31 protein-coding genes and 1 pseudogene are annotated in these 24,864 nt (G+C 66.7%); 15 read left to right on the plus strand and 17 right to left on the minus strand.

Going from position 1 to position 24,864, the window contains the following annotated elements; genetic code table 11:
- Nucleotides 1-120: 120 nt before the first annotated feature.
- From ACWPXK_RS21890 to ACWPXK_RS21900, 3 genes are all read right to left on the minus strand, one after another.
- Nucleotides 121-1,077: an SMP-30/gluconolactonase/LRE family protein gene (locus ACWPXK_RS21890; protein ID WP_454198047.1), complete on the minus strand. Its 957-nt coding sequence runs from the start codon at nucleotides 1,075-1,077 to the stop codon at nucleotides 121-123.
- An 84-nt stretch (nucleotides 1,078-1,161) separates the two neighbouring features.
- Nucleotides 1,162-1,794, minus strand: a complete 633-nt coding sequence (locus ACWPXK_RS21895; protein ID WP_454198048.1) for an NAD(P)-dependent oxidoreductase — start codon at nucleotides 1,792-1,794, stop codon at nucleotides 1,162-1,164.
- Nucleotides 1,791-2,747 carry an EamA family transporter gene (locus ACWPXK_RS21900; RefSeq protein ID WP_454198049.1) on the minus strand — a complete coding sequence of 319 codons (957 nt, stop codon included), beginning with the start codon at nucleotides 2,745-2,747 and terminating at the stop codon, nucleotides 1,791-1,793. The genes ACWPXK_RS21895 and ACWPXK_RS21900 overlap by 4 nt, the downstream gene beginning before the upstream one ends.
- A 70-nt stretch (nucleotides 2,748-2,817) precedes the next feature.
- On the opposite strand from ACWPXK_RS21900, the gene ACWPXK_RS21905 reads away from it, so the two are divergent.
- A complete protein-coding gene (locus tag ACWPXK_RS21905) occupies nucleotides 2,818-3,693 on the plus strand; it encodes a LysR family transcriptional regulator (protein WP_454198050.1) in 876 nt (291 codons plus the stop codon).
- A gap of 56 nt (nucleotides 3,694-3,749) precedes the next feature.
- On the opposite strand, the gene ACWPXK_RS21910 is transcribed toward ACWPXK_RS21905, so the two are convergent.
- Nucleotides 3,750-4,154, minus strand: a complete 405-nt coding sequence (locus ACWPXK_RS21910) for a peptidase inhibitor family I36 protein (protein ID WP_454198051.1) — start codon at nucleotides 4,152-4,154, stop codon at nucleotides 3,750-3,752.
- A gap of 415 nt (nucleotides 4,155-4,569) precedes the next feature.
- Nucleotides 4,570-5,007, minus strand: coding sequence for a MarR family winged helix-turn-helix transcriptional regulator (locus tag ACWPXK_RS21915; RefSeq protein ID WP_454198052.1), 438 nt, complete (start codon nucleotides 5,005-5,007; stop codon nucleotides 4,570-4,572).
- A 129-nt stretch (nucleotides 5,008-5,136) separates the two neighbouring features.
- Between ACWPXK_RS21915 and ACWPXK_RS21920 the strand changes: the two genes are divergently transcribed.
- From ACWPXK_RS21920 to ACWPXK_RS21935, 4 genes and pseudogenes are all read left to right on the plus strand, one after another.
- Nucleotides 5,137-5,772 carry a maleylpyruvate isomerase family mycothiol-dependent enzyme gene (locus ACWPXK_RS21920; protein WP_454198053.1) on the plus strand — a complete coding sequence of 212 codons (636 nt, stop codon included), beginning with the start codon at nucleotides 5,137-5,139 and terminating at the stop codon, nucleotides 5,770-5,772.
- A gap of 390 nt (nucleotides 5,773-6,162) precedes the next feature.
- Nucleotides 6,163-6,387: pseudogene (locus ACWPXK_RS21925) on the plus strand (hypothetical protein); the annotation flags it as partial.
- A 57-nt stretch (nucleotides 6,388-6,444) separates the two neighbouring features.
- Nucleotides 6,445-7,260, plus strand: coding sequence for a hypothetical protein (locus ACWPXK_RS21930; protein ID WP_454198360.1), 816 nt, complete (start codon nucleotides 6,445-6,447; stop codon nucleotides 7,258-7,260).
- Between the two features lie 273 nt (nucleotides 7,261-7,533).
- On the plus strand, nucleotides 7,534-8,202 hold the full coding sequence (locus ACWPXK_RS21935; RefSeq protein ID WP_454198054.1) for an LppP/LprE family lipoprotein: 669 nt from the start codon (nucleotides 7,534-7,536) through the stop codon (nucleotides 8,200-8,202).
- Between the two features lie 110 nt (nucleotides 8,203-8,312).
- Here the strand turns inward: ACWPXK_RS21935 and ACWPXK_RS21940 are convergent, their stop codons facing one another.
- From ACWPXK_RS21940 to ACWPXK_RS21955, 4 genes are all read right to left on the minus strand, one after another.
- The gene (locus tag ACWPXK_RS21940; RefSeq protein ID WP_454198349.1) at nucleotides 8,313-8,984 is read right to left on the minus strand and encodes a TetR/AcrR family transcriptional regulator; all 672 of its coding nucleotides are present in this window, start codon (nucleotides 8,982-8,984) and stop codon (nucleotides 8,313-8,315) included.
- Nucleotides 8,985-9,090: 106 nt separating this feature from the next.
- A complete protein-coding gene (locus ACWPXK_RS21945) occupies nucleotides 9,091-9,300 on the minus strand; it encodes a DUF397 domain-containing protein (RefSeq protein ID WP_454198055.1) in 210 nt (69 codons plus the stop codon).
- A 15-nt stretch (nucleotides 9,301-9,315) separates the two neighbouring features.
- Nucleotides 9,316-9,525, minus strand: coding sequence for a DUF397 domain-containing protein (locus tag ACWPXK_RS21950; protein ID WP_454198056.1), 210 nt, complete (start codon nucleotides 9,523-9,525; stop codon nucleotides 9,316-9,318).
- A complete protein-coding gene (locus tag ACWPXK_RS21955) occupies nucleotides 9,512-10,432 on the minus strand; it encodes a helix-turn-helix domain-containing protein (protein ID WP_454198057.1) in 921 nt (306 codons plus the stop codon). Before ACWPXK_RS21955 ends, ACWPXK_RS21950 begins: the two co-directional genes overlap by 14 nt.
- Before the next feature lie 328 nt (nucleotides 10,433-10,760).
- Between ACWPXK_RS21955 and ACWPXK_RS21960 the strand changes: the two genes are divergently transcribed.
- From ACWPXK_RS21960 to ACWPXK_RS21970, 3 genes are read left to right on the plus strand one after another with little or no spacing between them, the layout of a single operon-like run.
- Complete coding sequence (locus ACWPXK_RS21960) at nucleotides 10,761-11,147, plus strand: hypothetical protein (protein WP_454198058.1); 387 nt, start codon at nucleotides 10,761-10,763, stop codon at nucleotides 11,145-11,147.
- Nucleotides 11,147-11,485 (plus strand): hypothetical protein, encoded by a 339-nt coding sequence (locus tag ACWPXK_RS21965; protein ID WP_454198059.1) that lies wholly within the window; start codon nucleotides 11,147-11,149, stop codon nucleotides 11,483-11,485. Before ACWPXK_RS21960 ends, ACWPXK_RS21965 begins: the two co-directional genes overlap by 1 nt.
- Nucleotides 11,482-11,928, plus strand: coding sequence for a DUF4254 domain-containing protein (locus ACWPXK_RS21970; protein WP_454198060.1), 447 nt, complete (start codon nucleotides 11,482-11,484; stop codon nucleotides 11,926-11,928). Before ACWPXK_RS21965 ends, ACWPXK_RS21970 begins: the two co-directional genes overlap by 4 nt.
- An 82-nt stretch (nucleotides 11,929-12,010) precedes the next feature.
- On the opposite strand, the gene ACWPXK_RS21975 is transcribed toward ACWPXK_RS21970, so the two are convergent.
- The gene (locus ACWPXK_RS21975) at nucleotides 12,011-13,126 is read right to left on the minus strand and encodes a nucleotidyl transferase AbiEii/AbiGii toxin family protein (RefSeq protein WP_454198061.1); all 1,116 of its coding nucleotides are present in this window, start codon (nucleotides 13,124-13,126) and stop codon (nucleotides 12,011-12,013) included.
- Nucleotides 13,123-13,278, minus strand: a complete 156-nt coding sequence (locus ACWPXK_RS21980) for a hypothetical protein (protein ID WP_454198062.1) — start codon at nucleotides 13,276-13,278, stop codon at nucleotides 13,123-13,125. The genes ACWPXK_RS21975 and ACWPXK_RS21980 overlap by 4 nt, the downstream gene beginning before the upstream one ends.
- A 382-nt stretch (nucleotides 13,279-13,660) precedes the next feature.
- On the opposite strand from ACWPXK_RS21980, the gene ACWPXK_RS21985 reads away from it, so the two are divergent.
- Nucleotides 13,661-14,026, plus strand: coding sequence for an RICIN domain-containing protein (locus ACWPXK_RS21985; RefSeq protein ID WP_454198063.1), 366 nt, complete (start codon nucleotides 13,661-13,663; stop codon nucleotides 14,024-14,026).
- A 90-nt stretch (nucleotides 14,027-14,116) separates the two neighbouring features.
- Here ACWPXK_RS21985 and ACWPXK_RS21990 read toward each other — a convergent pair whose 3' ends face one another.
- The 3 genes from ACWPXK_RS21990 to ctaC form a co-directional block, all read right to left on the minus strand.
- Complete coding sequence (locus tag ACWPXK_RS21990) at nucleotides 14,117-14,449, minus strand: hypothetical protein (protein ID WP_454198064.1); 333 nt, start codon at nucleotides 14,447-14,449, stop codon at nucleotides 14,117-14,119.
- 305 nt (nucleotides 14,450-14,754) lie between these two features.
- A complete protein-coding gene (locus tag ACWPXK_RS21995) occupies nucleotides 14,755-15,171 on the minus strand; it encodes a cytochrome c oxidase subunit 4 (RefSeq protein ID WP_454198065.1) in 417 nt (138 codons plus the stop codon).
- Between the two features lie 14 nt (nucleotides 15,172-15,185).
- A complete protein-coding gene (gene ctaC / locus ACWPXK_RS22000; RefSeq protein WP_454198350.1) occupies nucleotides 15,186-16,268 on the minus strand; it encodes an aa3-type cytochrome oxidase subunit II in 1,083 nt (360 codons plus the stop codon).
- A gap of 417 nt (nucleotides 16,269-16,685) precedes the next feature.
- Between ctaC and asnB the strand changes: the two genes are divergently transcribed.
- A complete protein-coding gene (gene asnB, locus ACWPXK_RS22005) occupies nucleotides 16,686-18,629 on the plus strand; it encodes an asparagine synthase (glutamine-hydrolyzing) (protein WP_454198066.1) in 1,944 nt (647 codons plus the stop codon).
- A 238-nt stretch (nucleotides 18,630-18,867) separates the two neighbouring features.
- Here the strand turns inward: asnB and ACWPXK_RS22010 are convergent, their stop codons facing one another.
- Complete coding sequence (locus tag ACWPXK_RS22010; protein ID WP_454198067.1) at nucleotides 18,868-19,836, minus strand: carbohydrate kinase family protein; 969 nt, start codon at nucleotides 19,834-19,836, stop codon at nucleotides 18,868-18,870.
- A gap of 271 nt (nucleotides 19,837-20,107) precedes the next feature.
- Nucleotides 20,108-20,458 carry a HesB/IscA family protein gene (locus tag ACWPXK_RS22015; protein ID WP_357734790.1) on the minus strand — a complete coding sequence of 117 codons (351 nt, stop codon included), beginning with the start codon at nucleotides 20,456-20,458 and terminating at the stop codon, nucleotides 20,108-20,110.
- A 197-nt stretch (nucleotides 20,459-20,655) separates the two neighbouring features.
- On the opposite strand from ACWPXK_RS22015, the gene ACWPXK_RS22020 reads away from it, so the two are divergent.
- Complete coding sequence (locus ACWPXK_RS22020; RefSeq protein WP_454198068.1) at nucleotides 20,656-21,327, plus strand: DUF3043 domain-containing protein; 672 nt, start codon at nucleotides 20,656-20,658, stop codon at nucleotides 21,325-21,327.
- A 30-nt stretch (nucleotides 21,328-21,357) separates the two neighbouring features.
- Here the strand turns inward: ACWPXK_RS22020 and ACWPXK_RS22025 are convergent, their stop codons facing one another.
- Entirely contained in the window at nucleotides 21,358-21,519 is a 162-nt protein-coding gene (locus ACWPXK_RS22025) for a hypothetical protein (protein WP_454198069.1), read from the minus strand.
- 85 nt (nucleotides 21,520-21,604) lie between these two features.
- Here ACWPXK_RS22025 and ACWPXK_RS22030 point away from each other — a divergent pair, with 85 nt between their 5' ends.
- The 4 genes from ACWPXK_RS22030 (at nucleotide 21,605) to cobT (ending at nucleotide 24,839) form a co-directional block, all read left to right on the plus strand.
- Complete coding sequence (locus tag ACWPXK_RS22030) at nucleotides 21,605-22,585, plus strand: helix-turn-helix domain-containing protein (RefSeq protein ID WP_454198070.1); 981 nt, start codon at nucleotides 21,605-21,607, stop codon at nucleotides 22,583-22,585.
- Nucleotides 22,586-22,748: 163 nt separating this feature from the next.
- A complete protein-coding gene (locus ACWPXK_RS22035; protein WP_454198071.1) occupies nucleotides 22,749-22,958 on the plus strand; it encodes a TOBE domain-containing protein in 210 nt (69 codons plus the stop codon).
- Nucleotides 22,959-23,002: 44 nt separating this feature from the next.
- Complete coding sequence (gene cobU / locus ACWPXK_RS22040; protein WP_454198072.1) at nucleotides 23,003-23,569, plus strand: bifunctional adenosylcobinamide kinase/adenosylcobinamide-phosphate guanylyltransferase; 567 nt, start codon at nucleotides 23,003-23,005, stop codon at nucleotides 23,567-23,569.
- Between the two features lie 190 nt (nucleotides 23,570-23,759).
- Nucleotides 23,760-24,839, plus strand: coding sequence for a nicotinate-nucleotide--dimethylbenzimidazole phosphoribosyltransferase (cobT, locus tag ACWPXK_RS22045; protein WP_454198073.1), 1,080 nt, complete (start codon nucleotides 23,760-23,762; stop codon nucleotides 24,837-24,839).
- The last annotated feature ends 25 nt before the right edge of the window (nucleotides 24,840-24,864 follow it).

A 24,864-nucleotide genomic window follows, 5' to 3' on the forward strand; every position in this document is an offset into this window, starting at 1 on the left:
CGGCCCAGAGTCGGACTTCGGCCTCCCTCGATAGCGGGAACTCGCTGGTCTCGGACCGAGATTCCAGGTGATCGGCCCCGGCGACGCGCACCGCCAAGCGCTGCGGCACAAGCTCACCGGTTATTTGGGCGAATGCGGCTGGGGTCGATCGACCATGACGGCGTTGTACGGCGTGGTCGGCGCGGGCGGGGTGGTGAAGCGGGCGTTCGGCAGGTACAGATGATCGCCGGACGCCGCGACGGTCGTCGGTACGTCGAAGCGCGGGTCGGTGACGCGCCGCTCGACCGTGCCGTTCGTGCCCGCGTGGTTGAGCGTGACCACGGTGATCGCGTTGAGCCGGTTCTGCACGACATACAGCGTGCTGCCGTGCAATAGCAGTCCGTCACCGCCCGGCACCGTCTCGGCGCCGAGATCGACCTGCTGTGTCGCGCCCGTCGCCGGGTCGACGCGGAACAGCTGGCCGGTCACCGACTGGACGATGATCAGACCGGCGCCGTCCGGCGTGGGCACGATCCCGTTGGCGTTGATCGCTTCGGGCTGGTAGACGATGTCGCCGGTCAGCGGGCGTCGCACCACCGCGACGGGCGGCGGCAGCGCACCGTCGGGGCCGAGGGGCAGCTGGTACAGCACGGGCGTGCGCGAGTCGGTGAACCACGCGCCCGTGGACGTGAGCACCACGTCGTTGACGAACGTATCCGGCGGCGTCGCGAGCCGGTAGCTCGCCAGCACCGCTCCCGTTCCGGTGTCCACCACGCGGGCGTCGCCTCCGGTGCCGCCCGCGACGAACAGCCGGCCGCGGTGGTCGACATCGAGCCCGAGCGACGGCGTACCCGGTCCGGGACTCAGGATGGCGCCCTGCCCGGTCACCAGGCTGGCGCGGTAGATGGAGCCGTCTGCCCGCGAGCCGAAGTAGGCCACCGGCAGCGACCCGATCGCAATACCCTCAGGCTGGAACCCGGCCGGGAGCTCGATCGTGGTGGGTAATGCCGGACGGCGCTCCGCCGCCGGGTCCGCGGGTACCAGCGCCATAACGCCGAGACAGGCGAGCACGGCGGCGATACCGAGGACTCGTTTCATCTCATGGTTCCCTCCGCCGTCATGTTTGCCGCGCCTGCTGGCACTCATCTGATTCCGGTTGCAGCTCAGAAGTCGGCATCGGGCCTAGTAACCGACGGTGAAGTGTTTGTCCTCGCGTGGATTCTCGAGTTCGTCGAGAACGGCCACAGCGAAGTCTTCGGCCGAGATTCGGGACGCGCCGTCGGCGCCGGTGATGAGTGTGGTTGTGCCGCGGCGGTATTCGCCGGTACGGCGTCCGGGCTCCAAGAGGGCGGGCGGGCTGAGATAGACCCAGTCGGCCGGGTGTGCTCGGCAGGCGTCCAGTTGCGCGGCGCTGGCGGCGGCGATGGTTCGGATCGTCGGCGGCACGTACTCGGGGGTGTCGAGAACGAGCTGGCCGGGGCGCCCCGGGACGTGCAGCGGGGCCGCGCCGCCGACCACCAGGATGCGCGTCCGGGAAGTCGCGGCCGCGTCCAGCAGGGCCGTCGTGGTCGTGGTGACGGTGTGCTCCTGCCCGGGGCCGGGGCGCGTCACGGCCACGATCGCGTCGGCACCGTCGAACAGTCTGCTCATGTGGTCGGGGTCGTTCGCGTCGCCCTCGACGGCGGTCACGCCCAGGGGCAGGGCTGCAGGCTGCTGTTTCCGGAATACCGCGATGAGGTCATGGCCCCGGCGTGCGGCTTCGTTGACGACGCGTGAGCCGACCATGCCATTGGCGCCGACGACGGCGATCTTCATTCGAGTCTCCCTTCAGGTGAAACAGAGTCGGACGAGCGGGTGGGCGCGGGAAGCTGTCCCGCGACGATCGCGGCGAGCGCGAGCCCGAACCCCGCCAGTTGGATCGGGCCGAGGGTCTGGCCGAGCAGGAGCGCGCCGAGAACGGCGGCGACCAGCGGCGAGAGCAGGACGAGAACCGCGACCGAGGTGACGGGCAAAGTGCCGATGCCGCGGAACCAGAGGACATAGGCGATGAGGCCGCCGACCAGACCCAGCCAGAGGTAGCCGAGGGCCGCGGTCAGGTCGATCGCGGGAGGCGGCCCCTCGACGAGAAAGGTGACCGGCACCAGGAACAGACCTCCCGCGGCGAGCTGCCAACCGGCGAAAGCGGTAGGAGTGGCCTCGACAGGACGACCCCAGCGCTTGGTGAGCGTCAACCCGAGCGCCATCGAGGCCGCGCTGCCCAGGCCCGCCACGATCCCGGTCAGGTCGAGCGCCGCGGTCGGCCCGATCACCACCAAGCCGACACCGGCCACGCCGGTGACTCCCCAGGCGAGGCGCCAGGCGGAGGGTTGCTCGTGCAGGACCAGCACCGCCAGCATGGCGACAACGAGCGGCTGGGCCGCGGCCAGGGTCGCGGCAACACCTCCCGGCAGGCGTTCGGCCGCGATGAACAGCAGCGCGTTGAGCAGGCCGATGTTCAGCACACCGAGCACCGCGGCTTTCCACCACCATCCTCCGCGCGGCAGGATCCGGGTGATCGCCAGCGCGATCAGGCCCGCGGGCAATGCCCGCATGACCGCCGCGAACAGGGGATGCCCCGGCGGCAGAAGCTCGGTGATGACGACATAGGTCGTGCCCCACGACAAGGGAGCGATCGCCGTCAGGGCGACGCGAGACAGATTTCCATCGGGAGCGCCTCGGCTGGTCGCATCGGAAACCCGCTGTGCTGGTGGACTATTCACACTCACCATCTCACCGACCAACGATCAATGAGTCCAACACATGTTTGTCACTCCATCAATCGTGATCCACGATTGATCCATGGAGCTCCAGCAGATGCGCTACGTCGTCGCCGTCGCCGAGACGAACAGCTTCACCCGGGCCGCCGAACGATGTCTGGTCGTCCAGTCCGCCCTCAGTCACCAGATCGCGCGGCTGGAACGGGAACTCGGCGCCAAACTTTTCGAGCGCACCAGCCGCCGGGTGCGGCTGACACCGGCCGGTGCGGCGTTTCTCCCGGCTGCCCGTCAGTGCCTGGACGCCGCCGAGCGCGCGGCCGCCGAGGTCGCCGCGGCTGTCGGGGAGGTACGCGGACGGCTTGCCGTGGGCCTGATCCCTACCGTCGCCGCGGTCGATATCCCCGGCGCACTGCGCGACTTCCGCCAGCGGTACCCGCACGTGCGCATCAGCCTGCGTGTGGGCGCGAGCGAGGACCTCGCCGCGCAGGTCGAGCAAGGAGCCATCGACGTGGCCTTCCTCGGGCTGCCGACCACAGCGCGCCCCCGCGGTGTCGCCGCCCACGAACTCGCCCGGGACCGCCTCGTCGCCGTGGTCGCGCCGGATCATCCCCTCGCCGGCCAACCAACGGTCGACCTTCGCAGGCTTTCTTCCGAGGTCTTCGTGGACCTTCCGGCCGGGACAGCCGGACGTCTCCAATCCGACCAAGCATTCTCGGCCGCTGGTCTCGACCGTGACGTCGCCTTCGAAGTGACCACCGCGGACTACATCGCTCGACTCGTCGGGCCGGGCCTCGCCATAGCCATGCTCCCCGCCGCCTACGCACCCCAGCTCGCCGGCGTAGTCACCATCGAGGTCGCCGACGCACCGGCCCGCGTCGAGTACGTCATCTGGAGCCGCTTCAGCCGCACGCCCGCGGCGACCGCCTTCCTCGCCGTTCTCGGCATCCACGATTCATAAAGCGGCTCGGGTGCGAAGTGGCCCGGGGCCACTTCGCACTCACCTGGAGGCGAGACTCAATCGCAGACCCGCACCGCGTCGGTCCGCTTGTCCGCGTCGCGCGGCAGGGTACCCCGGGTGCCGTCGGCAACGGATGCGAGTAGCTGCCAGTGATCGCCCATCCAGTCGTACAACCCCACGGTCCGGCCGCTGCGGTTCCAGTACGACGTCAAACGGTCACCGACGCCGCCGTTTCCGATGTCGTGGAGCACGCAGTTCGCATCGACCTGCACGATCATGCTGCCCGTACCGCCGCGACCGTCCCAGCCGCAGAACTGTCCACCCGGGCAGGCGTAGGCCAGTGCTGAGGCTGCCGGAGCGGCCGAGATCATCGCGCCACCGGTGAGCGTGCCGACCGTCAGCACGGCCGCGGCGATCGGGGCCAGACGACGAATGGCATTGGCCCGGTAGGTGATTTTCATGGTGTTCCCTTCCTGCGAATCAATGTCGACCTTTCCGACGGCTCGACACCAACGCTGTGCAGACTCACCAGCGACCGACCACCGCCGACAAATCGGGCAGGTCATACCCGGTAATCGGGACCGTTGGTCGGCGTCAGTGGACTGTGGGCATCCGGCCGGCCAAGCGGGCCGGGACCCAGGTGAAATCAAGGGATGGTCAGTCGGTCCGGTGCCGCCGGGACCGGGCAAACAGTGGATTCCCCCAACCAATAGAAGTCAGTGTCTCTGACTATTATTGTCAGCCTATCTGACTAAATGTCAAGGGGTGAGACGATCGGCGACCAACCCGATTCGACCAACTTCACGCCGACAAGCTCTGCGTGACACATGAATTCGGCAGGGCATCCGCAGAACGCGCTCCCGATCGGCACATCGATCAGGCGTAGGGGTCGGTGATCTCTCTCAGCCGGGTCAGAGCCTCGCGCAGGTTCCGCATGCGTCGTGCACCGAGATGCGCGGCCCACTCGCCCTGGATGTTGTCGGCGATCTCGTTGGCGTAGTCGGCCATCCCGCGTCCCCGTTCCGACAGACGCACCAGGCGGGCGCGACCGTCGCGCGGGTCCGGCATTCGTTCGACATAGCCCGCACGTTCGAGCTGATCGACCAGGAAACCGGCGGTCTGCTTGGTGACCTGCGCCTGCTCGGCCAACTCGGTAATCCGGCTACCCTGCGGCGCGATCCTGGCCGCCAAACGGCCTTGAGCCACACTGATATCGCCGTAGCCGGCCTCGGCGAGCGCGGCGAAGACTCGCTCCTCCATGGATCGATAGGCGACGAACATCAGCAGGCCTGCGTTCATCTCGTCCTCGGACATCTCACCCCTTGACTTAGTAAGAGAAACTGACCACACTAGTCAGCGCATCTTACTAAACTCACACAGGGTGGCCCGCACGCCCGTTCTGGTACCGACATCGGCCGCCACCGTCGATAGGGAGTGGTTGCCGTGGATCGCGAAACCTGTTGGCAGATCATCGAGCAGCAGCGCCGTGCGATCGCCGATCTGCTCGCCGATCTGACACCACAGCAATGGGAGACGCCATCGCTGTGCGCGGGCTGGCGCATCCGTGAAGTGGCCGCCCATATCGCAGTGACACCGGATCCGCCATCACCGGCCGTGCTGCTCGGCATCGGGCTGCGAGCCCGCGGCGACTACAACCGGTTCATCCATGACCTGACCATCCGGCACGCGAATCGCCCAGCGTCCGAGCTGGTTACGCAAATCCGCGTGAACGCGGCCTCGCGACGGTTGCCGAAACTGACCAACTACCGCAACATCCTGTTCGACACCATGGTCCACGGCCAGGACATCGCTATCCCGCTCGGTCGCAGCATCACCATCCCGCCCGCCGCGGCGGCCGCGGCGGCCGACCGGGCCGTACAGGTCGGGTGGCCGGTGTGGGACCGCCACCGCCTGGACGGAATCCACCTGATCGCAAACGACGTCGACTGGGAATACGGCAACGGCAGCGAAATCCGCGGACCCATCACAGCCATCCTGCTACTGATCACCGGCCGCACCGCCACGCTCGACCAGGTGACCGGAGACGGCATCGAAAGGCTGATCCGCCAGTTGGCCTGACGACGACATCCCGAGAATGCAGTGCAGCCACCGGCCTCTCGAATGCCCGGCGACGGGCTTCTACCGCGGCCCCCGCCCAGCGTCATGAGCGAATGTTCGAACCTGGCTGTCCACTCTGGACTGCCCGGCCGTCCTCGGCATCACGGCGCAAGATCGACACGACTCGTGCAGCGGCTCGAGCCTGTCTTTCACGTCCTCGAGTCGCACGCGTCGCGGGACCGATCCGATCTCGGCCGCGCCTCACGGATTGCGGCGAATCGCCAACTGCCAAGCGGATTCCCGGAAACGCCCCCAAGGGCGCCACTCTGCGGCATAGTTGTAGACGCTCGCGTACCCCACTTATACGCGATCGTACCCGACTCCATGTTCGTGAATTGGATCAGAGACTTCATGAGGACGAGCACATCTGCCACGGCGGCGCGCACCGTCGCCATCACAGCCCTGATCGTTGGAACAACAAGCGCATTCGCCGGAACGGCCCACGCCGACAACGCACCCCGTCGGGATTCTCCAGTGGTGATCACTGTGGACACCACGGTAGACGGGGTCGCGGATGATCCGCAAAGCGGGCTGTGCCGTACGGTCGCTGGCACCTGCACACTGCGCGCGGCAGTTCAGACTGCCAATGCCCGGCCAGGGAGCACAGTCGTGGTGCCCGAGGGACGGTACATCTTGACGATCCCTCCCGATCCACGGAAAGTTCAGGGCCGCAACCCAGATCCGACCACGGGAGACCTGAACCTCACCGCGCCGACGGTGCTGCGTGGCGCGGGCCGTGACCGGACAGTGCTGGACGCCAACGGGATCGACAGGGTGCTCAGCATCTCCGCGCCCGTAACCGTCGAGGGATTGACCGTGACCGGCGGAGTCACCGCCCAACACGAGATCCCGTTCTACGACACCGGTGGAGGCGGCATATCCAATTCCTCGAACCTCGTACTCGATGATGTCGTGGTCCGGGGTAACAGCGCCGGGTACGGCGGCGGGATATTCAACGTGCCGGGGTCGGACCTACAGACGAGGAATACGACCATCACCGGCAATACATCCGGCGAGGCGGGCGGCGTGCGGTGCGACAACACCTGCTCCTTCACCGACTCCACGATCTCCGACAACCACGTGGTCAATCCCGGAGCGTGGTACCGCCCTGGCGGATTCGCCGGACGCGGCGGCGGCGTAGACGTCCGGGGCCGGGGCGTGGTGACCTTCGATCGTGCGACCATCACCGGGAACAGTGCCTCGGACGCGGGCGGCGGCATCAACGTGGCGCCCGCTTACCTCGACACCCTGCCGCGTCAGGTGACAGACGTGGTCGACGTTCCGGTGGGCACCGTGATATTGCGAAACTCCACCATCACGGGGAACACATCCGGTGCCGCCGTGGCCAACTGCGCGAAGGTCTTCGCGAGGATCGTCTCCGAAGGCGGCAACACCGGCGACGATGCTTCCTGCGACCTCACCGGGCCAGGCGATGAAGTCGGACCCTAGTGCGTTGACCACGAACGTTCACCGAGAGCACCGGGCCGTGTTGCAAAAGTGGTGGCGGAACTGCCACCGGTGCTGGAGAACTGGGCCCGGGACTCGGCCCGGCACGACATCGTGGCGCGGGCACTCGAGCAGCGAATGGATCGGTCTCGGCAATTTCCTTGGCAGCGGCGGCCTTTCGCGCGATGCCGGAGCAACGCTCCTAGAATTCGGGGCGTAACAGCAACCCTCCCGAATCCGACCTTCCCAGCAGAGCCGATTCGGGAGGAAATTCGAATGAGAAGTATCATCGGCACGGTTTTCGCGGCGATCTTGGTGACCGGCGCGGTCGCGGGATGCCAGAGCACCGCGACGCCATCGGCGACCGGACAGCCGACGCCCGGCACATCGGGTCCAGCCACCGCGTCCGCCACCGCCGCACCGACTGGTTCGGACTCGACGCAGGACACACCGGCGCAGCGGCCGCCGGTGACGACGCGCACGCAGGCCGATGACGCCCCTGCCACCGCAGGTAAAGGCAGGTGCGTCGACCTGAACTCGGGCGTGGTCAACAGCGCGATCACATCGATCGGCCCCTCGGTGGGCGGTGACCCGTACATCATCGACAGCGCCACCGACGCGCCGGTCGGCTCCTGCCCGCAGCTGCTCTGGGTGCTCGCCGCGACGCCGCGCGGCACGGCCAGCTCGCCCTACCATGTGCTGTTCTTCAACCACGACGGGTATCTCGGCACCGCGACGCTGAAGGCGACGTCGTACACGAGCGTGGCCGGCTCCTCCGACCGCGGTGTCGAGGTGCGCTATCGCTGGCTGACCGGCAACGATGCCAACTGCTGCCCCTCGGGCGGTCCGGTGGTCATCACCTACACCCTCGGCTCGGACGGCCGCAAGATCACCCCGAACCCGTCGATCCCGGACGAGGTCGCCAATCCCGGCGCTCACCGCTAGGGATCGGCTCGACGGGGTCGAGCGATCGCGCTGGCCGCCCGCCGGTTCGGCCTCGAACCCAACGCAGTCGTCGGCCGAGATCGGGGTTCAAGTCATGATCGGAACAGGCCTTAGGCGGCAGACGTTGCCAAACCGAGCAGCGCGCGGTGGATGTACAGCACGGTGTCCTCGAGTTCGAGCAAGTCTCCCCCGGCACGGAGGGTTCGGCGGACGGCCTCGTTGGTCGCATCGGTCACCGCCAGATACGCGTAGTCCGGGACCGATGGATCGACGAGTCCTGCCGCTGCACGCCACGATCGGATGAATCCGGCAAACCAGCGCTGGCATCGTTCGAACGACTCGATCGCGCGCGAACCGGCCACGGCGGTCTCCAGATAGAACGAGCGGGCGAACGACGGTTCGTCACGCAACAGAGTGAGATATTCGCGAATACCGTGCCGAAGAGCCTCGAACGGCTCCACCGGTTCGGACCACACCTGCCTCATCACATGCTCGAGATGCTCGATCATCAGATCCCGGCCCGCCTCGGCCGCGGCGAGAAAGCACGCTTCCTTGTCCGGGAAGTGCTGGTAGAACGTCCGACGCGAAACCTTCGCCGCCGCAGCGATATCCGCGACCGTCACGTTTGGATAGCCGCGATCCGCGACGACGACCGTCACCCCGTACAGAAGCCGCTGCCGCTGCGAGCCGGTCACCAGATCACGAGCAAGGCCATGTGGCCCGTGCGGCAACTCCGTCAGGGTCGGCTCCAGCAACTTCTTGCGTTCCACTCGGACCTTCATATCAGGCACGGCACCATCGTGATGAGCCGGTTCGATCGGACAAACAGAAGGAGACCCCGGTCCGCACGGACTGGGGTCTCTGCCGTCTCAGGTTACCAGCGGGCCGTTAAGCGGGGCGGTGGAACTCGCCACCGATGACGCCCGCCATGAAGGCATCCCACTCGCCGGGCGTGAAGACCAGCGCCGGACCGGTCGGGTACTTGGAGTCACGGACACCGACCTTGCTGGCAGACAGCCACGCTACCTCGACGCAATCGCTCTGGCTACCGCTGTAACTGCTCTTGAACCATGGGGCTCCGGCAACGTCGACGCTCATGCTCGTACTCCTTTGTCAGGCTGGACGATGGAATTCGCCGTCGATGACGCCCGCTGTGAAGGCATCCCACTCGCCGGGCGTGAAGATCAGCGCCGGACCCGGGTTCTTGGAGTCGCGGACCCCGACCTTGCCCCCTGACAGCCATGCGACCTCGACACATGTCGATCCACTTTCGCTGCGCCTGCTCTTGAACCAGTTGGCTTCGGATAGGTCAACGCTGGTCACGCTCATACTCCTTCGTCACCCGGCGAATCAGCTCCCGGGTTCTTCTGTCGTCCAGGCACGTGCTTCGAATGGCCGAAGCAAGATCGCGATAGAGTTCTATCTCACCAGGCTTCTCGAGGTATACATCCGGCGCTGGAGCTCCCTCCATCCAGACGATCGGCGGCTCAACTGGCAGTCCGTTGGCATTCTTGGGGAAATCCAGGATGTGAAACGGGCCGTGCGGCATACCCCAGGTCAAGCCAGCGTCATACGGGTGGATCCGCAACGTGACGTTGTCCAACTTCGAAATCTCCGCGAGGTGCCGATGCTGTGCTGCCATAATCCTCCGGCTACCGACCACCTTGTGCAGCGCTGACTCGTGTAGCAGGACTTCCAACTCTACGGGATTTGTCTTGCGGGTAACGATCGCTTGCCGCTTGAGCCTGTGCTCTACTCGTCGATCAACATCGTCACCGCTGACGAATCTCGGGTACGCGCTGATGATCGCGCGCGCATAGTCGGCTGTCTGCAACAGCCCCGGGACGTGCTCATGGTAAATGACCATGTGTCGCGCAGCCGCTTCGAGCCCGACATACATGTTGAAGGCGGTGGAGTACAGGCCTCCATAGGCGTGATACCAACTCTGTGTCTTGGCAAGAGCCGCAAGGTCCATCGCCCTCTGAGTATCTTCCGAACTGACGCCATAGAGCTCGCACAGAGCGCGGACGTCTTGCTTGCGGACCTTCTGAGTTTGGCCGGTCTCGATGCGTTGCAGGGCGGGTGGGGATAGGTCGACCAGCTTGGCCGCAGCGGCGAGGGTGAACCCGCTTGCTTCCCGGCCCTCGCGCAGAAAACGCCCGAGCTGGCGCCTCGGTAGTGTCGAACTTGGTCCGGTTTCGATGGTGTCGTCGTCCATGCCGCTGGTCATGGCCTCCCCTTCGTCGCGGAATCGGATCGGATCACACACAAAATCGGGTCAGTTCTACTGCACTGTCGGATGACTACGTGCAGTTTCGGATGAATTGCTGTCGGACATCCGATTTCCCTGAAACCGATCGGTCACTGGTGGTGTGCTTCGTCCCGGCGTTCGAGTGACAACGCAAGTTCGTAGCCCAACTCCCACCTTGCGGGAGCCACAACAGCTTCAGCTATCCCCAGGCTGGCGTCCCAGGAAACCAAGCCACAGGTGTAGCGAGTTCGTGCCGGTTGCCCGGACGCCTAACGAACCAACCCATCGACCGAGTTCCGGGGGAACCATGACCTACACCCACATCATCAAACCACCGCCCACCGACACCATTGCGCCACCAATGACCCTCCAGCCGAAGGCCATTGGGCTCGTGCGCGGTGACGTGTCCGGACTGCACGCACCGCGTCACGCCAACGAGGTGCAGCGGCATGCCCGCACGCTGGGATACCAGTACGTGTACACGGTCCGTCCGCCAGCCGACGATCGTGATCCGGTCCGATACGCCCTCGGCATGGCCGCCGGGCTCGGCGTCGAGATCATCGTCGTGTTCGATCTGGAACACGTGAACAACCAGCCCGCGCTGATCTGCGACGAAGGCTATGACTTGGAAACCGTTTCCCCGCAAGGCACTTGGGCGCGTTCGGCTTCGGGCCTCGGGATGGGGGCTGCCTGATGAACGACATCGCCCTCGTTACCCCGCCGAGCATCTGTGAACTCGCCGAGATCGAGTTGGCGCACCGGCAAATGCAGCGGCACCGCACTTGCCGGATCGATCGCTGCGCATGGAAGTGGGTCGCGTACTGCACCCTCGTCCACTACGGCCGCGTCAAGCCGCCGGAATTGAGCCCACGCGAACGGGCCTACTTGCGCGGGATCTCCTTTCCTGCCGATAACAGCGACCACGGCGCACGTCCTGACGGCATGCCGAAAGCGCAGACGTTCCAACAGGTCCTCGACGGGCTCAGCGCTCTGGCCCGTGACATCGCGTCGGACGAAGGGAGCGAGCGGTGACCGGCAGCGGGCAGCTCCTGCCTTCGAAACACCTTGTGCTCGAGGCATGCACGGGCAGCATTCGTCAGCCGCACCCGATCCTGGAGGCAGCGTACGAACTCGCCGCACTCCACGAAGCACGCTTGGACACCCCGTACGCAGGACGCCAGGAAATCGACCACCATCGCACAAGGCTCACTCGACACATCGACCGCTGGGTCGCGTCCGCATTGCCGCAGGCAATGGGCGCGGCGTATATGCACACCGAAACGATCGGCGCGGTGATCGACCGCCTCGCCAAATACTCCGTATTCGCCCACACCGCACTGCACCGTGACACACAGCAGCCGCACATCCATTACGTATGGCAACAACTAGCCGAACTCTCACTCGGCTACGGCGATCTGTCCTTCGAACTGGCCGCAGGCACCCGCCGTCTACCGAATCTCATCGTGTCGGTCTGATACGCCGAAACGCTCGATCATGGCGCGTACGGGGCCAGTCCGGCGGCAATGCGATGCAATTCGTCCGAATCCGTCGTGGAGTTCACGGCAGCAACGTGCGCGGCCGCGTCCAGTAATGAGCAATCGGCGCGACCGAGTAGCTCCCGGACGACGACAAGTTGACGACCGCGGAACAATGGGATTCGGCCAGCGCGCGTTCGACAGCTGGCATGCCACCCGCCGCTCGCGCGGCGCGCGCTGCCGCCAGTTCGTGGACACAGTGTTCGAGAAGTCTGGGATAGAGCGTGTCACTGTCGTCGACAACTGATGCGAGGGCGATCGCGAAACGCCACACGTACTCGTCGTGGGCGTTGATCAGGTGGGGGTGGGATCTGGCAAACGCATTCCAGTCGACATCGTTGGCGGCCCGGATCATGGAATCCAGGGTCGGGTAGGTCAGTTCGTCCGGGTCCCCGTCGTATTCGTCGTCGTCTGGATCTCCCTGCACTGTGGCCACGGCCCGTTCCAGTAGGTCGCGCGGTAACGCGCACTGCTCTGCCAGCAGAACCGCGTCATAGAGATGCTTGGCTCGAGCACTGCCGGCACTTTGCGCGTCGACGGCGATCCACAGGACCTTCCAGGCCAGAGACGTCGGCTGTCCGAACGCATGAAGGGAGACGGGTGCGCCGGGTCGCCCGAGTCGGGGGATCTCGACGCGCAGCGGCGCCTCGCCTATCGGCGCCTCCACTGCGAAGTCCACCTGAATGGTGCCCACGTGCCCGTTTCCCTGCCATGAGAGCAGCAATCCCCATCCCGGCAAGACCGTCCAGCCGGCGCCGATGGCGTCATATGCCCAGTACCCCGGCAGCTCCAAGTCGACGATCTTGATATCGATCCACACCGTGCTGCCGGGTTCGCGTGAGCGGGCCGCCGCGCGCCGAGCCACATCCAGGGGTAGTTCGTCGAGGTGCACCTCACCGATGGGTAGCCGCTCGCGCAGCACCACAAAATCCAGATCGCCCGGTTCCCGGGCCCGATCGCCGAACCACACCTTCATCAGCACGCTGCCGCGCAGCGCGAAACAGTGCGACCATTCGGACTCCGCGACAGCGGCAAGTACGTGGTCGATCGCCTCGCGACGGCTCGCCAGCCATGTCTCCTCAGTGGTCCAGTCGCACAGAAGGCTTGCTTCGCCCCGGCTTTCGAGCGGGCCTGTCATGCCACGCCTTCCTCGGCGATCCATCCGGCATCGATCGATTCGTCTGTGTCGTGGACGACGAATTCCCGTTTCAGCGAAAGTGTTTCGTAGCGTGCTGCGGTCAAGGCCGATACCAGTGCGGCCAGTCGCACCTGGGCCGCCGCGGCGCCCACTGTGATATGCCCCTCGAATTCGCCGCGACACCTCGGCGATGCTGTCGTTGCCACCCTGCCAGGCTCGCAGACGGTACCGACAACAATCCGCCCCGGATCGATCTACCAGCCGCGCACCGATATAAGCCGTTCGAGCCCACGAGTCCGCGAGACTTTGTTCACCCATTTCGGGCGAATTCCGGGGCGCCGAACTCGTCATCGTCGACACCGTTCCCCCGCACCCAGCCGATGTGTGAAATCCACTTCGGTGTAGGTGCGCTTCTGCTGTACTTGATCTCGGAGATTCGCCCTGGACGACGACTACGAGATCAGCGCAGCGTCACCGGCGGTGTCGAGCTCGGTAGCGGTGCGCTCAAACAGTGAGGACGAGACCATGGCTACCATGTACCAGATCATCAACTATGCGACCGGCGAAGCACTCGCGGTCAACAGCGGAGCAGACGACGTGAGCATGCAGCAGCGTGCCGCGAACGATGATGCACAACTCTGGATGCGTGTGGCCAATCCAGAACAGGGTGACTACGACATCGTCAACAAGAAAACAGGCGGCCATCTCGCAGCGATCCGGGCGAATGGGCAACTTCTGTGCGGCGCCGAGAGTTTCGGGTGGGACATCATCGATTTCTCTTCGACGTCACTGATCGCCACAAACGACGACGAATGGGTCATCGGCGTGTGGGGGGATAAGCCGCAGCTGGCGGTCCACCAAGAAAACGAGCGGACCAAGTGGACGTTCGAAAAGGTGTAGGCACCGAGGCCAGGGGCGCCGGAACCGAAGCCCGATCCGGCAGAGTTGCGCGCCGGATCAGGCCTTGGCGCCTCGACCCGGATAGGCGTTTCAGTGGATGCGCTGGCCGATAGCTCGCAGGACATCGGCCAGCCACACCAGGTGGTACCCCAACGCTCCATCCTGATCGGCGAGCAGATCTTTCAGATGCTGCCAGGACTCGGAGAGCTGACCGATCGTCAGATTGGCCGGCTTGTTATAGACGTCGTACAGCTCATCTGGAGGGATGGACCAAAAGTAGTCCTCGTCCACAGCAATGGCCTCGCCCGCCGTTGCCTCCTCGACATGGCGCAGCAGTACATCGAATGCTCTGCGCAGCTCATCAAGAGACACACTCAGGGGTTCACCGGACATGGCCACCATCATGAAGGGCAGGGCCCGCATCTACCTATTCGACACGGATCAGGCTGTAGCCGCCCAGTTGACGCTCGGCAGGGGCGAGCAGTGCCCCAGGACAGCGTTCTCGCGGTAGTCGAAGTTGGAGTCGCTCGAGGTGAGTGAATCGATAACCGTGGGCAATCGACTACCCGCTCCCGCAGCCGGAACAGTTGTCACCCGACATGGCGATCGCAACCGTCCGCCTCGTCCGGCGGAGGGTGACGAGACCGAGATGGACAGTCGGAGCGCTAGCCATACGCGAAACGGCCCCACCGGGGTTTCCGGTGAGGCCGCTTCGGCAGGGTTTCAGCTCAGTGCTTCTCGGGCCCGAGGTAGTACTCGAACACCAGCCCGGCCGCGGCGGCCAGGACGCACACCACGCCGATGCCGATCAGCCAGAACTGGAAGAACGCCAGGCCGATGGCGGTCACCGAACCGGCGGCGGCCAGGGTGATGGGCCAGAAGCTGCCGGGCGAGAAGAAGCCGAGGTCGCCCGCGCCGTCCACGATCTCGGCGTCCTCGTAGTCCTCCGGACGCAGGTCGAGGCGACGGGCGACGAACCGGAAGTAGGTACCGATGATCAGCGAGAGGCCCGCGGTCAGCACCGTGGCCGTGGTGCCCGCCCACTCGACGCCGGTGCGCGACTGGCCGGTGAAGAAGCCGTAGACCACCGCCACGATGATGAAGAACACCGTGAGCAGTTCGAAAATCCGCGCTTCGATCTTCATGTCAGATCAATTCCTCACTTGCTCTCGGCCGGGGCCGCGCTCTTGACGTCGCGCTTGGTGTTGAACGGCTCGGTGGAGGTGGCGACGGGGGACTCACCGATGGACTCGAGCGCCTCGGCGTTGGTCTTGCCCGCCTGGCGCGCGTCCAGGTACTTGGTGAACTTCTCCGGCGTCACCGCCCGGACCTCGAAGTTCATCATCGAGTGGAAGGTGCCGCACATCTCGGCGCAGCGGCCGACGAACGCGCCTTCCTTCTCGATCTTGGTGATCTGGAAGACGTTGTCGGACTGGTTCTCCTTCGGGTTCGGCATCACGTCGCGCTTGAACAGGAACTCCGGCACCCAGAAGGCGTGGATCACGTCCGCGGCGGCGAGCTGGAACTCGATCACCTTGCCGGTGGGCAGCACCAGGACCGGGATCTCGCTGCTGGAGCCGATCGTCTCGACCTTGTCGTAGTGCAGGTAGGACAGGATGTCGTTCTCCGGCTTGCCGTGCACCGGGCCCGGCCGCGGGTGACCGTTCTCGGTCCGCTCCTGGTACGCCTCGAGCTGTTCCTGGCTCAGCGCCTCACGCGTGGTGTCGATGCCGTCGTACTTGTACCCGTCCTTGAAGTCGACGTTGCGGTAGCCGAACTTCCAGTTCCACTGGAAGGCGGTCACGTCGACTGTGACGTCGGGGTTGCTCACCTTCTCGTGCACGTAGTTCTGCACGACCACGGTGAAGTAGAACAGCACGGCGATGATGACGAACGGGATCGCCGTGTAGGTCAGCTCCAGCGGCACGTTGTAGCCGGTCTGGCGCGGGAACTCCGGCGAGTCCGCCTTCTTGCGGTGGAAGGCGACGGTCCAGAAGGTCAGGCCCCAGACCAGCACGCCCATCGCCAGCGCGGCGATGACCGACCAGGTCCACAGTTCCCGCATCCGGGTGGCCTGCGGCGTGACACCCGAGGGCCAGCCGAACCGCAGCCAAACATTGTCGATCGAGCAGCCCGAGACGAGCAGCGCGGTGATCCCCAAGGACACCGCCAGCCCGGCCCGCCGAAGGATGCGGCTGGGGGGACGGTTGGCCGGCGAAGCCGGCGGGGCGGGTGAGTACAGCCGACCCTTCACGGGTCGTGCCCCGATCTCTTCGCTCGCCTTGTGCGCCACGCTCACGCCTTCCTGGTCGCCACACATTCCGACAGTGCATCGTTCGAGGCTGCGATCGGCCCCGACGATACGTCCTAAGCTTGTTTCAGGACACCCTCCGGGCCTGCGCATGCACGCGCGGGTCGCCTGAGAGAGACCTGAGTACTACGCAGCGTAGACCAAACGGACGCCCCGTTTGTCGTCGGGTCGGCTTCGGCACCTCACCGAGAGCGGCCGGATCACCGTCACCAGCGCTTCCGGCCGGGATGCGGTGCGCACGACGCGCGAATGCGCTATCTGGGGCATACTCGGACACTGGATTTCGTCCCCTTGCGCTCCGTCCGGTGAGCGCGTATTCCGACTGCGAGAAACGAGGTTGCCGACGCCGTGTGTGGACTGCTCGGATTCCTGGCATCTGACGAGGCAGCACCTGGCACGGTGGAGCAGGTCTACGAAGCCTTGCATTGCGTGCGCCACCGCGGCCCGGACGAGCGCGGCACCTGGCACGACGAGCGCCTGATCTTCGGGTTCAACCGCCTGTCGATCATCGACATCGAGCACTCCCACCAGCCGCTGCGCTGGGGCCCGCCCGAGCACCCCGAACGCTACGCGCTCACCTTCAACGGCGAGATCTACAACTACCTGGAGCTGCGCGCGGAACTCGCCGAGGCGCACGCCGCCGAGTTCCCGGACGGCAAGATCTTCCAGACCGAGGGCGACAGCGAGGCGATCGTCGCGGCCTTCCACTACTGGGGACCGGAGGCGGTGCGGCGGCTGCGCGGCATGTTCGCCTTCGCGATCTGGGACACCGAGACCCGAGAGCTGTTCCTCGCCCGCGACCCGTTCGGCATCAAGCCGCTGTTCCTGGCCACCGGGCCGGGCGGCACGGCGTTCGGCAGCGAGAAGAAGAGCCTGCTGGAACTGCTGCCCGCGCTGGGGCTCAGCGCCGCGCTGGACCCGCGCGCGCTGGAGCACTACACGGTGCTGCAATACGTGCCGGAGCCGGAGACCCTGCACAAGGACGTGCGCAGGCTGGAATCGGGCAGCTACGCCACCGTTCGGCCGGGTGCCGCGCCGACGATCACGCGCTACTTCACGCCGAAGTTCCCGGTGCGTCCGTTCGCCCCCGGTTCCGCGGCGGCGCGCTACCGGGAGATCGCCGAGGCGCTCGAGGACTCCGTCGCCAAGCACATGCGCGCCGATGTGACCGTCGGCTCGTTCCTGTCCGGCGGCATCGACTCCACCGCGGTCGCCGCGCTGGCCATGCGGCACAACCCGAAGCTGATCACCTTCACCACCGGGTTCGAGCGCGAGGGCTACTCCGAGGTCGACGTGGCCGCCGAGAGCGCCGAGGCGATCGGCGCGCGGCACGTCGTCAAGGTGGTCTCCCCCGCCGAGTTCGCCCAGGCGATTCCCGAGATCGTCTGGTACCTGGACGACCCGGTCGCCGACCCGGCGCTGGTCCCGCTGTACTTCGTCGCCAAGGAGGCCCGCAAGCACGTCAAGGTGGTGCTCTCCGGCGAGGGCGCCGACGAGCTGTTCGGCGGCTACACCATCTACCGCGAGCCCCTGTCACTGAAGCCCTTCGAGAAACTGCCCCGCGGGCTGCGCAGGCTGGCGGGCACACTGTCGGAGCGGATCCCGGAAGGCACCAGGGGCAAGAGCCTGCTGCACCGCGGCTCGCTCACCCTGGAGGAGCGCTACTACGGCAACGCGCGCAGCTTCAGCGACGCCCAGCTGCGCGCCGTGCTGCGCGAGTTCCGGCCCGAATGGACCCACCAGGACGTCACCGCGCCGCTGTACGCCCAGTCGCGCGGCTGGGATCCGGTCGCCCGCATGCAGCACCTGGACCTGTTCACCTGGTTGCGCGGCGACATCCTGGTCAAGGCCGACAAGATGACCATGGCCAACTCGCTGGAGCTGCGCGTTCCGTTCCTGGACGCCGAGGTGCTGAAGGTGGCCGAGGGGCTGCCGTTCGACCAGAAGATCACCAAGGAGACCACCAAGTACGCGCTGCGCCAGGCACTGGAGGGCATCGTCCCGCCGCACGTGCTGCACCGCGCCAAGCTGGGCTTCCCGGTTCCACTGCGGCACTGGCTGCGTGGCACGGAACTCTACGACTGGGCCCAGCAGCAGATCGCCGAGTCGCAGACCGACCACCTGCTGAACAAGCCCGCGATCAGCGAGATGCTGGTCGCCCACCGCGCCGGGAACGCCGATCACAGCCGCAGGCTGTGGACGCTGCTGGTGTTCATGGTGTGGCACGGCATCTTCGTCGAGGAACGAATCAAGCCGGAGATCCAGGAGCCGGTGTACCCGGTCTCGCTGTAAGCGGCCCGGCGACTGCGCCGGACACCGCCGCCAACCCCATAACGCGACAACGAGGGGTGACCCGCCGCCGTCATCGACGGCAAGTCACCCCTGGTTGAACGCGACAAGTGATTTCGTGAGCACATGGGTAACTCACCGGGTACGCCCAGAACTCGAGCGGCACCCAACGCAGGACCTGAACGCGAATCCCCCGCCACCCGACCAGTACGGCCTGAAGGCGCGGAGAGGCGGGCAGCAGCTAGAGCACGGGCTTGATCTCGGCGGCGGCCTCGGCGCCGTACGCCTTGGTGAGGCGCTCCAGGGCGTCGTCCTTGTTCAGGGTCCACTCCTGGGTGCCCATGGTCTCCAGGACCAGCACGGCGATCAGCGAGCCGAGTTGCGCGGAGCGCTCCAGGCTCAGCCCGGCGGTGTGGCCGGTGAGGAAGCCCGCGCGGAAGGCGTCGCCGACACCGGTCGGCTCGACCTTCTCCAGCTCGGGCACCACGCCGACGGTCACCTCGGTGCCGTCGGCGTCGACGATCCGCACCCCGTCCGGACCCAGCGTGGTGACGCGGATACCGACCTTCTGCGCGACCTCTTCCTCGCTCAGGCCGGTCTTCTGCAGCAGAAGCGCCCACTCGTATTTATTGGTGAAAAGGTATGCGGCGCCGTCGATCAGCTGCACGGACTGGTCGCCGTCGAGGCGGGCCAGCTGCTGGGAGGGATCGGCGGCGAACGGGATGCCGAGCTCCCTGCACTCCGCGGTGTGGCGCAGCATCGCCTCGGGGTCGTTGGCGCCGACCAAGACCAGGTCGAGTTCCCGCGTCTCGGCGAGCTCGGCGATGGAGATGTCGCGGGCCTCGCTCATCGCGCCCGGGTAGAACGACGCGATCTGAGCCATGTCGTCGTCGGTGGTGCACACGAAGCGGGCGGTGTGCGCGCGATCGGAGACCAGCACGGCGGAGCAGTCCACCCCGCGCGATTCCAGCCATGCCTGGTACTCGCCGAAATCCGCGCCCACGGCGCCGACCAGCAGGGGCGTGCGGTTGAGCAGGCCCATCGCGTAGGCGATGTTGCCGCCGACGCCTCCGCGACGGATCTGCAGATCGTCGACGAGGAAGCTCAGCGACACATGGTCGAGCTGATCGGCCAGCAGTACGTCGGCGAACCGTCCGGGGAAACGCATGAGATGGTCGGTCGCAATGGACGCGGAAACAGCGATGGACACGTGGCTGAGCCCTTCAACGGTAGGCGGCAGGCGGTCAAGACCGGACTCGCGTCCCGCTCTTACCGTGAAGCGAGTCCAGTTTTACCGTAGCTGATCTTCCCCGCCCCTCCGCGGCTTCCGGCGGTGCCAGTCGGGTAACGCAGGACTCACGTTCAGTCCTGCGTTCGATGCCGTCGCTTCAGTTTTGGGCGTACCCGGCGAGTGAGCCATGTCCTCACGCGTTCAGATCCCGTTCGGACCTGCCCTCGCGTGCGACCGCGCGGGGGTTACCTCAGTTGAAGGAGTCGCCGCAGGCGCAGGAGCCGGTGGCGTTCGGGTTGTCGATGGTGAAGCCCTGCTTCTCGATGGTGTCGACGAAGTCGATCGAGGCGCCCTGCACGTACGGAGCGCTCATCCGGTCGACGGCCAGCCTGACGCCACCGAAGTCGACGGTCAGGTCGCCGTCGAGCGAGCGGTCGTCGAAGAACAGCTGGTAGCGCAGGCCGGCGCAACCACCGGGCTGCACCGCGATGCGCAGCGCCAGGTCGTCGCGACCCTCCTGGTCCAGCAGTGCCTTCGCCTTCGCCGCGGCGGCGTCGGTCAGAGTCACACCGTGGGTGGCGGTCTCGTTCTGCACAGTCATGAACTCTCCTCGAGGAACCTGTGGTCAACCCGTGAACAGCGCACGGGTCGTGTTGGTCAACACCACTCGGCTGGCTGCTATTCCCCCATCTTGCCACCACCCGATCCGCTGCGGCACGCAACCTCCGTGACCCCGCACACTCCCCGCGAATCGGACCGCGTTTCCCGCCACGCAGCCCATCGAATAGCCTGGTCGCTGTGAAATTGTTCCGTCGCGGCGAGTCCAGCACCACCGACGCGACCGCCGAATCGACGGTGGTCACGGACGGCGGCTCGGCCGCAGGTACCACCCGCACCGCACCAACGGCTACCGCGGGCAAAGGCCGTCCCACCCCGAAACGCCGTGACGCGCAAGGCAAGCGCCGCGGCCCGATAGCACCCGCTCCGCTCACCGCGAAGGAGGCCCGCGCCCGGCGCAAGGCCGTGCGCGGCAGCAAGGAGGAGCGCAAGGCGGCCTCGGCCGAACGGCGTGCCGCCGCCCAGGACCGGCGCGCCCGCATGCTCGCGGGCGAGGACAAGTATCTGTTGCCGCGCGACCGAGGGCCGGTGCGGGCATTCGTCCGCGACATCGTCGACGCGCGGCGCAACCTGGTCGGCTTGTTCATGCCGATGGCGCTGGTGCTGATCCTGTCGATGTTCGTCGCGCCCGCGCTGCAAACCATCGTGACGCTGGCCATGCTGGTGATGATGGCGTTCATGATCATCGAGGGCATCCTGCTCGGCCGGGTGGTGAACAACCGGGTCAGGGAGCGGTTCCCGGAGACCACCGACACCGGATACCGGCTGGGCTGGTACGCCTTCGTGCGCGCATCCCAGATCCGCAAGATGCGTGCGCCGAAGCCGCGGGTCGGCCCGGGCGACGCTGTGTAGTTTCGCGGCGGGCCGCCGCCGGGCGGGAGTTCAGCGGTGGTGGGCGGTGCGGCCGAGCATCGCCACCAGTTCGGACCGGACCCGCTCGGCGTCGCGGTCGATGACATCGGACGAGCCCGCGCGGCCCGTGCTGTGGGCGATCAGCGCGGCGACGGCCACGATGACCGCCAGGGCAACGAGAAAAGTAACCATGGCAGTAATTTTGCGGTCAGTGATTTACCGCCGAAAGTGGCCGTGCAGACAATGTTCGCAAAAATACGGCCAGTAGACTGACGGCATGCTGTCAAAGGTCGCCGTAGTGCTGTCCGAGCGAATGGCCATGTTCGAGTTCGGGGTCATCTGTGAGGTTTTCGGCCTCGACCGCACCGCCGACGGACTGCCCGCCTTCGACTTCCGGGTGTGCGGCGCCGAGCCCGGGGTCCCGCTGCGCTCCACCAGTCCGGGCATCACCGTCACACCGGATTACGGGCTCGCGGAGCTGGCGAAGGCCGATCTGGTCGCCATCTCGGCCGCCTCGGTCAGCGGCGAATTCGATCCGCGCGTCGTCGCGGCCGTCCGAGACGCGGCGGCGGCTGGCGCCACCGTGCTCACGGTCTGCTCGGGAGCCTTCCTCGCCGGGGCGGCCGGGCTGCTCGACGGACGCAAGTGCACCACGCACTGGCGTTACGTGGAGAAACTCGCCGCCGAGTACCCGGACGCCACCGTCGACCCGGACGTGCTGTTCGTCGACGAGGGCGATCTGATCACCAGCGCGGGCACCGCCGCGGGCATCGACGCCTGCCTGCACCTGGTGCGACGGGAACTGGGCAGCGGCGTGGCCAACGCGATCGCGCGGCGCATGGTGGTGCCGCCGCAGCGCGACGGCGGGCAGCGCCAATTCATCGAACGCCCCGTCGCGGCGTGCACCTCCGACAGCCTCATCCCGATCCTGGAGTGGATGAACGAACACCTCGACCTGCCGCACACCGTCGAGGAACTCGCCGCCCGCGCCAACATGTCCACCCGTACCTTCGCCCGCCGCTTCGCCGCCGAGACCGGAACCACCCCGGTGAAATGGCTCACCAACCAGCGCGTCCTGCTGGCCAAGCAACTGCTCGAGGAAACCGGGCTCGGCCTGGAACACATCGCCACCCGCTCCGGCTTCGGCTCCGGCGCCCTCCTGCGCCACCATTTCCAACGCCTGGTCGGCATCGCCCCCACCGAGTACCGCCGCCGCTTCGGCCGGAGCACGGATATCGCGGCGGAGACATCAGCCTGAGCGCCGCAGAGGACCGCAGCCGCCTTCCACAACGGCGCGGCAACCCCGCTCCGGCCCGGCACGCTGCCGCGACCATCGAGGACGGCGCCCGCTTCGCGACGCCCACCGACACCCAGTGTCAAACCACCGATGAACCAGCACCCGCTGCGTAGGATCGCGGGGCATGCGACTATCCACACGTAACCAACTCCATGGAAGAGTCGTCTCGGTCACCCGCGGCGAAGCGATGGCCGTCGTCCGCGTTCGCCTGACCGGCGGCGATGAAATCACCTCCTCGATTACCCGCGACGCCGCCGACGACCTCCAACTCGCCGACGGTTCCCCGGTCACGGTCCTCATCAAATCCACCGAAGTCACCCTCGGGGTCGACTGAGACCGCACCTGTCCGACTGCCATCCGATTGATACGGTGCCACCCGTGTCGCACAACTCCTCGCCCGCCGCGCCGCGCCGCATCCTCGTCCTCGGTGGTGCGCGGTCCGGGAAGTCGGCATTCGCGGAGAAACTCGCGGGCGAGGCCGGCGAGGCCGTGCGCTATCTCGCCACCGCGGTACCCGACCCGGACGACAAAGATTTCGCCGAACGCATCGCCCAGCACCGCAGCCGACGGCCGGGGAGCTGGTCGACCGTCGAAAGTGCCGATCCAGCAACGGTTCTCGTCGAATCCACGATGCCGTCGAACCCACTGCCGGTCACGCTCATCGATGACGTCGGCACCTGGCTGACCGCCCGCATCGATGCGCGTGACGCGTGGGACGCGCCGCGCGGCACGATCTCCCCCGACACCGACGCCCTCGTCGCGGCCGTCGCCGCCTACCCGGGCGACCTCGTGATCGTGACGCCCGAGGTCGGCATGGGCATCATCCCCGCCACTCGCTCCGGCCGCCTGTTCCGAGACGAGATAGGCATCCTCAATCAGCGCCTGGCACAAGCCTGCGACGAAGCCTATTTCGTTGTCGCCGGTCTCCCCCTCCGCCTCAAATAGCCCGCCGCACGAATGTGACCGCCACGCCCGGCGCGGTGGTTCGGCGCTTCGCAGCCGCTATCGCACGTGCGAGGAACGTCCGATGTGCGTTGCAGGCGGCGGGTGAGTGGAGGGCTGGCGGCATGACCCGGCAATGGCAAGATTGGGCGGCGTAGTCGGCGGGACCCGCCATGACCGGAAAGGCTCGATAGTGACGCACGGATTCGGACCGGTAGCGCCTCCGGACGCACAGTTTCGTGCGGCCGCCGAGCAGCGGCAGGCGCAGCTGACCAAACCCGGTGGGGCGCTGGGCCGATTGGAGCAGCTCGGCAACTGGGTGGCGGCATGCCAGGGCGCGTGTCCGCCGAGGCAGTTCGAGCGCGCCCGTGTCGTGGTGTTCGCCGGGGATCACGGCGTCGCGAGGCACGGGGTGTCGGCGTATCCGAGCGAGGTCACCGCGCAGATGGTGGCGAACTTCCTGGGTGGCGGTGCCGCGGTCAACGTGCTCGCGGCCGTGGCGGGTGCGACGGTGCGGGTCGCGGACATCTCCGTCGACGCCGACACCGACCCGCAGGTGTCCAAGCACAAGGTGCGCCGCTCCAGCGGGGCGATCGATCGCGAGGACGCGCTCACCGATGAGGAGGTCCAGTCGGCCATCGCCGCGGGCCGGGCCATCGCCGACGAGGAGATCGACGCGGGCGCCGACCTGCTGATCGCGGGCGACATGGGCATCGGCAACACCACCCCGGCCACCGTGCTCATCGCCACCCTCACCAACACCGAACCGGTGGCCGCGGTGGGCCGCGGCACCGGAATCGACGACGCGGGATGGATCCGCAAGGTCGCCGCCATTCGCGACGCGATGCGCCGCGCCCGCCCGGTACTGAAGGAGCCGGTCGAACTCCTCCGCGTCGCGGCGGGCGCCGACTTCGCGGCGATGGCCGCTTTCCTTGCTCAGGCGGCCACCCGGCGCACACCGGTCATTCTCGACGGCGTCGTCGTCACGGCAGCGGCTTTGGTCGCCGAAGATCTCGCCGCGGGCGCCAGCGCTTGGTGGCTGGCGGGCCACCGCTCCACCGAACCAGCGCACGCCCTCGCGCTCCGGCACCTGCGCCTGGAGCCCCTGATCGACCTGGACATGCGCCTCGGCGAAGGCTCCGGCGCCCTCACCGCCCTGCCCATCCTGCGCTCGGCCGTCGCGGCACTCGCCGACATGTCCACCTTCGCCGAAGCGGGCGTCAGCACCGCCGACCCCGAACCGGCCACCCCCACACCAAACCTCCGCAAGTGAACCCTTCGCCCGCCAGCGACTCCCC

The organism is Nocardia sp. Marseille-Q1738 (assembly GCF_965283145.1).